The organism is Solirubrobacter phytolaccae (assembly GCF_027587195.1).
In the GTDB taxonomy this organism is placed as follows: Bacteria; Actinomycetota; Thermoleophilia; order Solirubrobacterales; family Solirubrobacteraceae; genus Solirubrobacter; species Solirubrobacter phytolaccae.
Genome location: NZ_JAPDDP010000126.1, coordinates 1 through 12044 on the forward strand (window position 1 = coordinate 1; position 12044 = coordinate 12044).

12 protein-coding genes are annotated in these 12044 nt (G+C 71.5%); 7 read left to right on the plus strand and 5 right to left on the minus strand.

Annotated features, from left to right (window positions below; genetic code table 11):
* From OJ997_RS35125 to OJ997_RS35135, 3 genes are all read right to left on the minus strand, one after another.
* Positions 1–1440 (minus strand): PASTA domain-containing protein (locus tag OJ997_RS35125; RefSeq protein ID WP_270030111.1); only part of this gene is annotated, 1440 nt, incomplete at its 3' end.
* 50 nt (positions 1441–1490) lie between these two features.
* Positions 1491–2084, minus strand: a complete 594-nt coding sequence (locus tag OJ997_RS35130; RefSeq protein WP_270030112.1) for a rhomboid family intramembrane serine protease — start codon at positions 2082–2084, stop codon at positions 1491–1493.
* A 39-nt stretch (positions 2085–2123) separates the two neighbouring features.
* A complete protein-coding gene (locus OJ997_RS35135; RefSeq protein ID WP_270030113.1) occupies positions 2124–2654 on the minus strand; it encodes a DUF6461 domain-containing protein in 531 nt (176 codons plus the stop codon).
* A gap of 141 nt (positions 2655–2795) precedes the next feature.
* Between OJ997_RS35135 and OJ997_RS35140 the strand changes: the two genes are divergently transcribed.
* From OJ997_RS35140 to OJ997_RS35155, 4 genes are read left to right on the plus strand one after another with little or no spacing between them, the layout of a single operon-like run.
* Entirely contained in the window at positions 2796–3674 is an 879-nt protein-coding gene (locus OJ997_RS35140; RefSeq protein WP_270030114.1) for an ABC transporter substrate-binding protein, read from the plus strand.
* Between the two features lies 1 nt (position 3675).
* Positions 3676–4536 carry an amino acid ABC transporter permease gene (locus OJ997_RS35145; protein ID WP_270030115.1) on the plus strand — a complete coding sequence of 287 codons (861 nt, stop codon included), beginning with the start codon at positions 3676–3678 and terminating at the stop codon, positions 4534–4536.
* Positions 4533–5285 (plus strand): amino acid ABC transporter ATP-binding protein, encoded by a 753-nt coding sequence (locus OJ997_RS35150; protein WP_270030116.1) that lies wholly within the window; start codon positions 4533–4535, stop codon positions 5283–5285. Before OJ997_RS35145 ends, OJ997_RS35150 begins: the two co-directional genes overlap by 4 nt.
* Before the next feature lie 53 nt (positions 5286–5338).
* Positions 5339–7168, plus strand: a complete 1830-nt coding sequence (locus OJ997_RS35155; protein WP_270030117.1) for an esterase-like activity of phytase family protein — start codon at positions 5339–5341, stop codon at positions 7166–7168.
* A gap of 45 nt (positions 7169–7213) precedes the next feature.
* Here the strand turns inward: OJ997_RS35155 and OJ997_RS35160 are convergent, their stop codons facing one another.
* On the minus strand, positions 7214–7723 hold the full coding sequence (locus OJ997_RS35160) for a hypothetical protein (protein ID WP_270030118.1): 510 nt from the start codon (positions 7721–7723) through the stop codon (positions 7214–7216).
* 39 nt (positions 7724–7762) lie between these two features.
* Complete coding sequence (locus OJ997_RS35165; RefSeq protein WP_270030119.1) at positions 7763–9409, minus strand: virginiamycin B lyase family protein; 1647 nt, start codon at positions 9407–9409, stop codon at positions 7763–7765.
* Between the two features lie 28 nt (positions 9410–9437).
* On the opposite strand from OJ997_RS35165, the gene OJ997_RS35170 reads away from it, so the two are divergent.
* The 3 genes from OJ997_RS35170 to OJ997_RS35180 all read left to right on the plus strand — a co-directional run bounded on the left by OJ997_RS35170 (position 9438) and on the right by OJ997_RS35180 (position 11914).
* Entirely contained in the window at positions 9438–10445 is a 1008-nt protein-coding gene (locus OJ997_RS35170; RefSeq protein WP_270030120.1) for an isopenicillin N synthase family dioxygenase, read from the plus strand.
* A gap of 451 nt (positions 10446–10896) precedes the next feature.
* Positions 10897–11115, plus strand: a complete 219-nt coding sequence (locus OJ997_RS35175; protein ID WP_270030121.1) for a hypothetical protein — start codon at positions 10897–10899, stop codon at positions 11113–11115.
* A gap of 214 nt (positions 11116–11329) precedes the next feature.
* Complete coding sequence (locus OJ997_RS35180; RefSeq protein WP_270030122.1) at positions 11330–11914, plus strand: RNA polymerase sigma factor; 585 nt, start codon at positions 11330–11332, stop codon at positions 11912–11914.
* Positions 11915–12044 lie beyond the last annotated feature (130 nt).

Below are 12044 nucleotides of genomic sequence, written 5' to 3' on the forward strand. Positions count from 1 at the left end.
CGCCGCCGTCGCGCCGCCCGCCGCCGCCGCGCCCGCGCCACCCGTCGCGACCGGTGTCGCCGCCGCCGGCGTCGGGTCCTCGACCGCGAGCGTCACCTTCGTGCCGAGCGCGCGCTTGCTGCCCGGCGTCGGGTCCTGGCGGATCACCACCCAGTCGTTGCCGGCGCTGGACGGCTGCGGGTCGTAGCCGAACTTCGCGGCGGTGAGCGCGTCCGCGGCCTGGGCGAGCGTCATGCCGTTCACGGGCGGGACCGCGCCGGTCTTCGCGGGCGCGGCGAGCGTGATGTTCACGCGCTCGCCCTTCTCCATGCCGTCACCGCCCGCGGGGTGCTGGGCGATGATCGTGTTCAGCGCGGCGCCCTTCGGTGCCGTCGCGTAGGTCGTGCGGCCGAGCAGGAGGTCGTGCTTCTCGAGCACCACGAGCGCTTCCGGCACCGTCGAGCCTTTGAGCTTGGGGACCTCGGCATCGCGGCGCAGCAGCGCCACGACCACCGCGACGGTCGCGAGCGTGAGGAGCGTCGCCGGCAGCCAGATCGGCAGCCACGGCTTCTGGCGGAACAACACGCGCCGCGGCACCGGCTCGGACTCGACGCCGCTCACGCGATGGGTGATGTCGACCTGGTGATCGGCCGCGCGGCCGACGACGATCGGTCGCGCCACGCCGACGCGCACGATCGCCGTACCGGTCGCGCCGACCGGCACCAGCGCGCGCTCGGGGAAGACGGCGATCGGGCAGCTCGCCTCCGTGTCGGTCGCGCCGAACACGACCTCCATCGGGCTGTTGCCCTGGTTGGTGACGGCGACGTCGAAGCTCGCGTGGCGGCGCCCGCGCCGGCGCTCGGGCGCGACGTGCATCACCGTGTTCTGGAACGGCTGAACCGTCAGCGTGGCCGGCACCCAGGCGACGTCCACGCCGCGCGTGCGCGAGCGCGCGACCACCATCAGCGGCCACGCTCGCGCTTCCGACGCGGGCGTGCGCGGCGGGTGCAGGCGCACCAGCACGTCCTGCTGGTAGTCGCCGGACGTGCCCCACGGGTTCAGGAAGACCGTCGGCGTCGTGACCGTCCACCACGCTTCGGGCAGGCCGTCGACGCGCAGGTCGTAGGTGTCGACGATCTCGCCCTGGTTGCGCAGCGTCGCGAGCACGGCGACCTCGATCCCGGGCACGACCGAGACGGCGACAGCGGCGCTCGGATCGTCCACCCGTGCCGGGTCGCGCAACGTGAGCAGCGTCGCGGGACGCGCCTCCGCGGGCTCCGGCGGCCGATAGGCGGGAGCGGGAGCGGGAGCGGGTGCGGGCGCGTCGTCATCCGCGAGCACGAGCTCCCACCCCAGGTACTCACCGCACGAGCAGAAGTCCCGGTTGAGCGCGACGGTGCCGCACTTCGGGCACTCGAGCTCGACGGTGGCCGGTGGCGGAGACGTCTGGAAGTCGTGCATCGCCTCCGGGGGATCGGCTCACGGCGATCAGCCTTGAGCCGATCGGACGACTACACGGTCATTCGATCGGGGGAAGTCCGCCGATCGAGCCACCAGGCCGCGACCACGCCGCCCACCGCGCCGAACAGATGGCCCTGCCACGAGACGCCCGGCGTCGGCACGAGCCCGAACGCGAGCGTGCCGCCGTACACGAACAGCACGACCACGCCCGCGACCAGATGCAGCGCCCGGCGACTGAACACGCCGCGCGCGATCAGGTACGCGGCGAACCCGAACACGAGCCCGCTGGCGCCGATGTGCACCGTGTTGGCCGGCGCCACGAGCCACGTCCCTAGCCCACCGACGACCGCGACGATCACGGTCACCGTGGCCACCCGCGCGAGGCCGCTCAGCGCGATCACGCCGCCGAGCACCACGAACGGGAGCGTGTTCCCGATCAGGTGCCCGAACCCACCGTGCAGCACGGGAGCGAGCGCGACGCCGACGAGTCCCTCGGGGTCACGCGGCCGGATGCCGGCCGAGTCCAGATCGCCCGCGAACACGTCGACGATCTCCACGACCCACATGACCGCGACCATCGCGGCCACGAACAGGAACCCGCGCACGCGGGGGTCTTCACGCACCTCGGGCGTCGTGCTCACCATGCGCGTCACGGTAGGCGACCGCGCTTAGCGGCAGCTCAACTAGACCTGGGACTCGACGAGGTACGTCGGCTTCGGGCCGGCGAACCAGTCCTCCGTGAGCGTGACGCCCGTCCAGTCCTCGATCAGCGCGAGCGAGGCCGCGTGCGGGTGTTCCTCGTCCGGCCGGTCCAGCAGCGGGTCGAAGCTCTCGACCTCGACGCCGTGTTCGCGGCGCTGGACGCGCATGACGGCGTTGACGTTCCAGAAGAACGAGACCGCGCTGTGGACGCCGGCGAGCCGGTCGAGCTGCAGGTCGGCGCGGTAGCCGTTCTCCTCCAGCGTCACGACCCAGGCGCGGCCGGCGCCTTCGAGCACGCTCGCCTGGACGACGCCCTGCTGGTCGTAGACGTCGCGCTCGTAGAGGTCCATCCCGGCCTCGGCGGCCGCCCCGAAGTCGAGGTCGCCGAGCGGCCGGATCGGGCCGAGCCGGCCGAGCACAGCCTCGGGCGTGTGGCCGTCCGCGGCCACGAGCGCGATCGTCGCCGCGTCCGTCGCCTCGTCGATCCAGTCGAACCGTGTCCAGTCGCTCATGGTGCGCCCAACGTAGACCCATTACGGGAGTGGCCGCGCGTAATCGGAGCTGGTGACCGCACCGCCCGCGCCGGTTGGCCGCCGAGCGCCCGCAGGGCAACCCGTTGGGAGCGGCCAGGCACGGCTGGAAGCCTGCGGGGCATGAACCTGAAGCTCCTCCTGACGCCGCTCCTGGCCACCACCGTCCTCGTCGCCGCCTGCGGCGGCACCGACACGCCGGACGCCCCCACCGTGTCCACCAAGCCCGTCTCCGAGATCGCCGTTCCGCCCGACCTCGAGGCCAAGGGCACGCTCACGATCGGCACCGACGCGAGCTACCCGCCGATCGAGTTCATGGCCGCCGACGGCAAGACCGTCGAGGGCCTGGATGCCGACCTCGGCAAGGCCCTCGCCGCCACGCTGGGCCTGAAGGCCGAGGTCCAGCACGCGACGTTCGACAGCATCCTGCCGGGGCTGACGACGAAGAAGTTCGACGTCGGCATGTCGGGCTTCACGGACACCAAGGAGCGCGAGAAGACGGTCGACTTCGTCACCTACTTCTCCGCGGGCACGTCGTTCTTCGTCAAGGCGCAGGAGGGCGGCACGGTGGTCAACACGCTCGACGACCTCTGCGGCCGCACGCTCGCGCTGCAGAAGGGCACCGCGCAGGTCGAGGACGCCGCCGCGCAGCAGAAGCAGTGCGCCGCGGCCGGCAAGCCCGCGATCAAGGTCATGACGTTCCCGGACCAGCCGGGCGCGAACCTGGCGGTCGTCTCCGGCCGTGCCGACGTCGGCATGACCGACTCGCCCGTCGCGGCTTACCAGGCCAAGCAGTCCAACGGGCAGCTCGCCGTCGTCGGCGAGCCCTACGGCTCGGCGCCGTACGGCATCGCGTTGCCCAAGGGCAGCCCGCTCGCCACGGCGATCCGGGCCGCGCTGAAGGCGCTGATCGTCGACGGCACCTACGGCGAGATCCTCGCCAAGTACGGGATCGAGGCCGGCGCGATCACCGAGCCCGGCATCAACCAGGCCGCCGAGTAGCGTGCAGCCGATCGACGCCGTCCCGGTCCGCCGGCCGGGACGCTGGATCGCCGCCCTCGCCGTCGCCCTGCTGGCGGCGGCGGTGGTGCGGTCGGTCGCCACCAACCCGCGCTTCCAGTGGGACGTCGTCGGCGAGATGCTCTTCTCCGACCGCATCCTGCACGGCCTCGTGCTGACGCTCGAGCTGACCGTGATCGCGATGGTCGCGGGCGTCGCGCTCGGGATCCTCGTCGCGGTCGCCCGCATGTCGCCGAACAAGCTGCTCGCCGGCGCGGGCGCCTTCTACGTGTGGCTGTTCCGCGGCACGCCGGTGCTCGTGCAGCTGCTGTTCTGGAACTTCATCGCCGCGCTCTATCCGACGATCGAGCTCGGCCCGATCCACGCCGACGCCAACACGCTGATCACGCCCTTCATGGCGTCGCTCCTCGGCCTGGCGCTCAACCAGGCGGCGTACATGGCGGAGATCGTGCGCGCCGGGATCCTGTCGGTGCCGGAAGGCCAGGCGGAAGCGGCTTCGGCGCTCGGCCTGTCCCGCGCGCAGACGCTGCGCCGGATCGTGCTCCCGCAGGCGATGCGGGTGATCGTCCCGCCCACGGGCAACGAGACGATCTCGATGCTCAAGACGACGTCGCTGGTGAGCGTGATCGCGTCGAGCGACCTGCTCTACAGCGCGCAGCTGATCTACTCGCAGAGCTTCCAGCAGATCCCGCTGCTGATCGTCGTCTGCATCTGGTACCTGGCCATCACGACGCTGCTCTCGCTCGGCCAATCGATGCTCGAGCGGCGGTACGGACGCGGCGTCGCACGCGCGCGAAGGGAGACCAAGCCGATGCGACTTCCGAACCTGGCGGTGGCGCGATGATCGTCGCCACGGGTGTGCACAAGCGCTACGGGACGCTCGACGTCTTGAAGGGCATCGACCTGACCGTGCAGCGCGGCGAGGTGACCTGTCTGATCGGCCCGTCGGGCTCCGGCAAGTCGACGTTCCTGCGTTGCGTGAACCGGCTCGAGCGGATCCAGGGCGGCCGGCTTGCCGTCGACGGCGAGCTCATGGGCTACAAGACCAAGCGCGGCCGGCTGCACGAGCTGCGCGAGGACGAGATCGCCGCGCAGCGCGCGCAGATCGGGATGGTGTTCCAGCACTTCCATCTGTTCGCGCACATGACCGCGCTCGAGAACGTCGTCGAGGCGCCGCTGCGGGTGCGCAAGGTCAAGCGCGAGGACGCGGTCGCGCAGGGGACGGCCCTGCTGGCCCGGGTCGGCCTCGAGGACAAGCTCGACGCCTACCCGTCGCAGCTCTCAGGCGGCCAGCAGCAGCGCGTCGCGATCGCCCGCGCGCTCGCGATGGAGCCGAAGCTGATGCTCTTCGACGAGCCGACGTCCGCGCTCGACCCCGAGACGGTCGGCGAGGTCCTCGACGTGATCCGCGACCTCGCGGCCGACGGCATGACGATGCTCGTGGTCACGCACGAGATGGGGTTCGCGCGCGAGGTCGCGGACACCGTCGTGTTCATGGACGAGGGCCGCGTGATCGAGTCCGGCCCGCCCGACGAGCTGCTCGAGCGCCCGGCCCACCCGCGCACGCGCGAGTTCCTGGCCCGCGTGTTGTGAGCGAATAACACCTCGATAACGAGTGCGAACGCGCGGCCGAAGAGGATCGGCCGATGTCCAAGAGTCTTCGCCGTCGCGCGGTCGCGCCGGTCGTGCTGGCCGCCGCTGCCGTGCTCGCACCCGTCGCGAGCGCCGCGGTCACGCCGGCCTTCACGTTGCAGAGCAAGAGCGTGTGGGGTGCCGCGCAGCCGCTGATCGGCTCGAGCATCTACACGCCGCCGGTCAATGAGGGCGGCTGGTCCGGCTTCGCGCCGATCGACGACCAGACGTTCTGGGTCGTGTCCGACCGCGGCCCGAACGGCCTGCCGGCCGTCGGTGGCCCGGGCACGCGCCGCACGTTCCTCACGCCCGCGTTCACGCCGACGATCTACAAGGTCGCGATCGGCAGCGGCGGCGCGCTGAACGTCGTGCAGCGGATCCCGATCCACCTCAAGGCGGGCGACGTCAACCCGGCGCGCGCGTGGATGCAGGCCAACCCGAACCCGGCGCTCGGCATCCAGTCCGGCGAGCTGAACACCATCACCGGGCTCTCGCAGATCGCGACCGCCGGTCAGGGCGCCGCGTCCGGCCTGCCGACCGCCGCGTCCGCGCGGGACGAGGTCCCGTACGCCGCCGACGGCACGACGACGCTGCCGTCGGACCCGTACGGCCTGGACTCGGAGTCGATCGCGGTCGACCCGCGCGACGGCTCGTTCTGGATCGGCGACGAGTACCGCCCGTCGCTCGTGCACGTGGCCGCCGACGGCACGCTGCTCAACCGGATCGTCCCCGCGGGCGTGACCGTGCCGGCCGACCCGGCCGACCCCGCGAAGTTCGCCGCCGAGGACGAGGCCGTCGTCAAGACACACCGGATCCTCCCGCGCGCGTTCTCCTACCGGCGCCAGAACCGCGGCATGGAGGGCGGCACGCTCACCAAGGACGGCAAGACGCTGTTCGGGATGCTGCAGTCCTCGATCGTCCCGCCCGCCGGGCAGGGCGACGGCCGCACGCTGCGGCTCGTGCGCTTCGACGTGTCCGACGCGATGAACCCGGTGCTGACCGGCGAGTGGATCTACCGGCTGAGCGTTCCGCAGCCCGGCAGCGGCATCAACCAGGCGGACCTGTCGAACTCCGACATCTACGCGCTGGACGACACGCACCTGATCGTGGACGAGCACGACAACGTCACGAGCGTCCCGGGCGCGGGTGAGAAGCGCGTCTACGCGCTCGACCTCGCGAACGCGACGAACCTCCTCGACGACGCGACGCAGAACGGCAACGCCCCCACGCTCGAGTCGACCAACGCGGCCGGCGTGACCCCGGTGGCCAAGACGTTCTGGCTCTCGCTCGACGACTGGGGCTACGACCACGACAAGCCCGAAGGCCTGGGCCTGTTCCCGAACGGCGACCTCGGCATGGTCGACGACAACGACTTCGGGTTCGAGCAGGGCAACGACCCGGCGGCGACGTCCACGCCCCCGTTCAAGGTCGGCCCGTCCGGCAAGACCACCGAGCTGTGGCGCTACGACGTCTCCAACCTGGTCGAGCAGACCGTCGGCGGCACCGTGCCCGCCACGCTCGCGCTCACCCTCGGCGCGCAGGCCACGCTCGGCACGTTCGTCCCGGGCGTCACCCGCGACTACACGGCGACGACGAAGGCGACCGTGATCTCCACGGCCGGCGACGCGACGTTGTCGGTCTCCGATCCCGGCCACCTGACCAACGGCGCCTTCACGCTCCCGAGCCCGCTCGGCGTCGCGTTCTCGAAGTCCCAGTGGACCGCGCCGACCACCAACGAGGAGGTCACGGTGACCTTCTCCCAGCACGTCGACGCGATCGACGCGCTGCGCACCGGCAGCTACAGCAAGACGCTCACGTTCACGCTGAGCACGACCAACCCGTAGCCCGCTTTCGGAGGTCCCGCGCGGCGTGCGCGGGACCTTCGCCGCTCACGGCTGGCTGTTGCGCGGGATGCAGGCGTGGATGTTCAGGTCCCGCGCGAGCGCGCGCACCGGCAGCACTTCCTCGAGGAACTGCTGCGTCGTCGCCTCCAGCTCGGCCTGGCTCGTGTCCTCGCGCGACATGTCGGCCAACGCCTGGATGTCGGGCAGCATGTCGCGCATCCGCTGATCGAACTCGTCAGCCTTCGCCTCCATGCCGCGCGGCGCGGGCATCGCGGCGATCTTGTCCAGCCACGGCTCCGTCATCTCGGCGCTGCGCTCGAGCACGCGCGCGACCGCCTCGCCCTCCGATGCGCCCTCATCCAGCGCCTTCTGCATCGTCTCGATGCCTTCGCGCTCAGCCTTGTTGGCGCTCTCGTCGCAGATCTCCTCGACCTGGCGGGACCACTCCTCGGCCGCCATCGTGTCCCCGCCGCCAGCGGCGGCCTCGCGCTCGTCCTCGGCGCCGCAGCCCACGAGCGCCAGCGCGGCGCACACCGTGATCAGTCGGATGCTCATCGACCGCCTAAGTACCCCTGATCGGATCCCTCACACGCGCTAGTACCCGGACCGGCGCAGGTACGCCTTGACCGCCTTGACGAACGCGTCGGGGTCACGCGGCTCGTACCCGTAGTGCTTGTCGAGCTCGCCGCGCGCCCGCGCCTGGTCGAGCACGCGGTCGGCGTGGGCCTTGCGGCCGAGCCGGTACTGGTCGGCCATCCACGCGGGCAGCGTGCCGCGGGCGTAGCGGGACTTGCGGTACCAGCGCCAGAGCTTCGCCGCGTCGTTGCGGATGAGCCGTGGGAAGCGGTCCGTGACGTCGCGCAGCTTGCCCTGCCGGTAGGACCAGATCTGCACCGGTCGTTGGCTCTGGTGGGCGAAGTGCTCGTAGAAGTCGTCGTCGAGCGAGCGCAGCTCGGGCCGGCCGTCGCCGTCGAGGTCGCGCACGACGGGCTCGGAGGCGTAGTAGCCCCACATGCGCTGGTCGACGGCGTACGCGTTGCGCGCGCGGTCGTAGCGGTAGATGCGCGACCAGACGCAGCACTGCGTCCCGCTCCAGTTCACGGTCACCAGCACCTCGGGCTCGCCGTCGCCGTCGAGGTCGCGGACCTGGAGCGCGTTGTCGTAGGCGTGGGCCCAGCCGCCGTCGATGCTCGGCACCGCCTCGCGATAGCGCTCGACGCCCTCCCGCGCGATGTGCACGTGCACGTCCCAGTAGGAGTCGGTGGAGGTCCGCTCGCCGGCCATCGTCGCGGTCGTGGCGCCCGCCGTGCGCGTGATCGTGGCCGCGCCGCACGGCGTGGGCGCCACCGCGGTGGGGTTCAGATGCCGGATCGCGTTCCCGGCCTGGTCGGCGAGCGTGAAGCTTCCGTCCGCGGCGGCGACGAGGCCCTGGAGCTGGACGGCGCCCGGAACACGCCAGGTCGTCACCGCGCCGGCACCGGTGAGGCGCCCGAGGCACTCGTCGGTGGTGAACCACAGGTTGCCGTCCATGCCGGGGACGATCTGATGCGGTGTCGCTTCATCCGCGAGCGGGCGGCGGGTCATCCGCCCGTCGGGCGCGACCCGCGTGAATCCGTGCCGGCCCGTGAGCCACGCCGCGCCGTCCGCGCCCACCGCGAGCTGCCGCGGCGTCGGGAGGCTGCCCGGAACCCGCCAGCGGGTGAACGTGCCGTCCGCGGACATCCGCCACAGCCGGTCGCGTCCGAGCCCGGTCTGCACGAACCACACCGAGCCGTCGGGCGCCGCGGCGATGTCCTCGACCGTCTGGCCGTCGGACAGCTCGGGGTAGCGCAGCTCCCGCCGCGTGCCGTCCGCGCCGAGGCGCACGAGGCGCGCGTCGCCCGTCGCGATCCACACCGCGCCGCCGCCGTCGCTCGCGACCGCGACCGCCGAGTCGCTGATGTCCGACCGCCGCGTCACCCGCCCCAGGCGATCGATCTGCACGAGGCCCCGGTCGGCGGCGACCCACAGCGAGCCGTCCGGCCCGGACGCGAACCCGTTGACGTACTCCTCGCCACCCTCGAGGAACTCCTTGGCGGTGCCGGACGGGTCGAGCCGGGCCAGCCCGCCGAACTGCTCGGACACCCACACGGCCCCGTCCGCCGACACGCCGACATGCTCCGGCTCCGCGTACTTGGGCAGCGCGAACGCGAGCAGCGACCCACCGATCGCGAGCAGCCGATTGATCACGCTTCCAGCCACAGCGGAATCCTGCCATAGGCTGAGAGCTGTGAGCGCACCGTCCCCTCTCCCCGTCCTGGACATCTCCGGCTTCCGCGCGAACCCCGCCGATGTGGGCTTCGTCGAGGCGCTGCGCGAGGCCTTCCACGGCATCGGCGCCGCCTACCTCGTCGGCCACGGCGTCTCGGACGACCTCATCGCCCGCGTCCGGCAGGTCGCCGACGCGTTCTTCGCCCTCCCCGAGGCCGAGCGACTGGCGATCGAGAACGTGCACTCGCCGCAGTTTCGCGGCTACACGCGCCTGGGCAACGAGCACACCAACGGGCTGCGCGACCTGCGCGACCAGGTCGACATCGGCCGCGAGGTCCCGGCACCCGCGATCGGGCCTGGCGACCCGGCGTGGCTGCGCCTGCGCGGGCCGAACCTGTGGCCGGAGGCGCTCCCGGAGTTCCGCGCCGCCGTGACCGAGTACAACGCGGCGCTCGAGCAGGCCGGCCACGCGCTGATGCGTGCGGTGTCGCTCGCGCTCGGCCAGTCCGCCGACCACTTCGACGCCATCGTCACGCCGCCCGAGGTGCTGACCAAGATCATCCGCTACCCGGCGCCGAGCGAGACCTTCCCGACCGACCAGGGCGTCGGCGCACACACCGACGGCGGCTTCCTCACCCTCCTGCACCAGGACACCGTCGGCGGCTTCGAGGCCGAGGTCCACGGCCGGTGGGTGGCCGTCCCGCCGCTCCCCGGCTCCTTCGTGGTCAACATCGGCGAACTACTGCAGCTCGTCAGCAACGGCTACTTCCGCGCCACGCCCCACCGCGTGGTCAGCCCGCCCAAGGGCATCCAGCGGATCTCGATCGCGTACTTCTTCAACCCCCGGTTCGAGGCCAGGATCGAGCCGGTCACGCTGCCGGCCGCGCTGGCCGCCGAGGCGCCGGGTGGCGAGAGCGCCGACCCCGACAACCCGATCCTCGCCAACTACGGCTTCAACTCGCTCAAGGTCCGGCTGCGCGCGCACCCTGACGTCGCCGCCCGCCACCACGCCGACCTGCTTGGCTGAGCGAGCGCAACGGGGTGTGCCCAGCTCGATCGGCGCCACACGGACGCGCTCGGTGACCGACGCGTGACCTATTCGAAGTCGTGTCGGAGTCGACGCCATCCCGCACCTCGGCCTTTGCCGATGGGTTCGATGACCCCGTCGGCTTTCAGCTCTGCGAGCACCTTGCTGATGTAGGCGTCGCTGACGCCGGGCGAGGCGTCGCGGATCTGCGCGACTTTGAACTCGTCGGACAGTGATGCGCGGATGAAGGCGGTGATGAGCGCGCGCTTGGAACCTCGTCCGCTAACGGTCGCGGTCCGCGTCTCGAACTCCTGGTAAGCGGCGACGATGATGCCCAGGAGATAGTCCGTCCACGGACCGAGATCATGGGTGCGCTCATGCCAGCCGGTCGTGGAGCGCTGCAGCGCTTCGTAGTAGGTCTCTTTGCTTTGCTCGATGAGCTTCTCGATGCGTGCTCGGCGTGCTGCAGGGCGCGCGAGAAGCCGACGTGGAGGTCGTCCATCGCTTGGGGCGTGTCGTCGGCAGAGACAGGGCGGAACCGCTCGACAACGGTTCCGTCGGGAAGATGCTCCTCCACAGCCACCAGGGCCTCGATGCGGTCTCGAGGCGCGTGAATGTTCTCGATGGCGTTGGACGCTTCCGCGCTCTGGATCAACGCAACGCCGCGTAGCGTCTCCAGGCTGGCCGGGTTCTGCCGTCTGAAAACGTCTCCCCGGCCCCGAGCTTCAGCGATGGCGAGCGGCCGGGAGTAGGTGATTCGAATCCTGGAAGAAATGGCACACTCCCGTCACCCGAATGGCATACCCCGATCGTCGCGAGTATGCCATTCAGCCACTGGACGGCATCTCTATCTGAAGACCTGCGTGACACACCTAGACTGGTCCGTGAACTTCGTCAACGCGATCGGCGATGAGTGGATGATGGAGAAAGAGCGAAGCCCTACGGCGAACCGCATCGCGGAGCTCTACGACGAGCACGCGGACACGATCGCCCGCTACCTGCAGCGCCGGCTGGAACCCGAGCGGGTGGAGGACGCCGTGGCGTCGGTGTTCGAGCGCGCGCTGCGGTCGTACGCCCGGTACGTCCCCGTGCACGACACGCCGTTGCCGTGGCTGTTCGGGATCGCGGCGAACGTCGTGGCCGACAACCGCCGCTCGGAGAAGCGCCGGCTGCGTGCGCTCGCGCGGCTCGGCGCCGGCGCGGTCGAGCGGGCCGCCGACCCGGCGGACCTCGATGCCGTCGATCCGCGGCTGGTGGAGGCGCTGCTGCGCCTGAAGCCGGCCGATCGCGAGACGCTGCTGCTCGTCGCCTGGGGCGAGCTGAGCTACGAGGAGACCGCCGCCGCGCTCGGCGTCCCGATCGGGACCGTGCGCTCGCGCCTGGCGCGCGCCCGCGGCCAGCTCACCGCATCCCTTCCCGCCTCGCGCGCACGCCCGCGAGCGAACGCCACGCAGACGGAGGCCTACTGATGACCGTGTCCGACGACGAACGCGAGCTGCTCGCGCCGCTGGCCCGCGTGGCCGACGACGACGCCGCGTGGGACGCGGCCGCGCGTGAGCGCGTGCGCCGGCGCCTGCTCGAGGCGCCCGCCCCGCGCCG

Excerpts from the sequence above, each read along its gene's own strand:
- OJ997_RS35140 (WP_270030114.1), top strand. The coding sequence starts at position 2,796 with ATGAACCTGAAGCTCCTCCTGACGCCGCTCCTGGCCACCACCGTCCTC.
- OJ997_RS35135 (WP_270030113.1), bottom strand. The coding sequence starts at position 2,654 with ATGAGCGACTGGACACGGTTCGACTGGATCGACGAGGCGACGGACGCG.
- OJ997_RS35160 (WP_270030118.1), bottom strand. The coding sequence starts at position 7,723 with ATGAGCATCCGACTGATCACGGTGTGCGCCGCGCTGGCGCTCGTGGGC.
- OJ997_RS35130 (WP_270030112.1), bottom strand. The coding sequence starts at position 2,084 with ATGGTGAGCACGACGCCCGAGGTGCGTGAAGACCCCCGCGTGCGCGGG.
- OJ997_RS35150 (WP_270030116.1), top strand. The coding sequence starts at position 4,533 with ATGATCGTCGCCACGGGTGTGCACAAGCGCTACGGGACGCTCGACGTC.
- OJ997_RS35155 (WP_270030117.1), top strand. The coding sequence starts at position 5,339 with ATGTCCAAGAGTCTTCGCCGTCGCGCGGTCGCGCCGGTCGTGCTGGCC.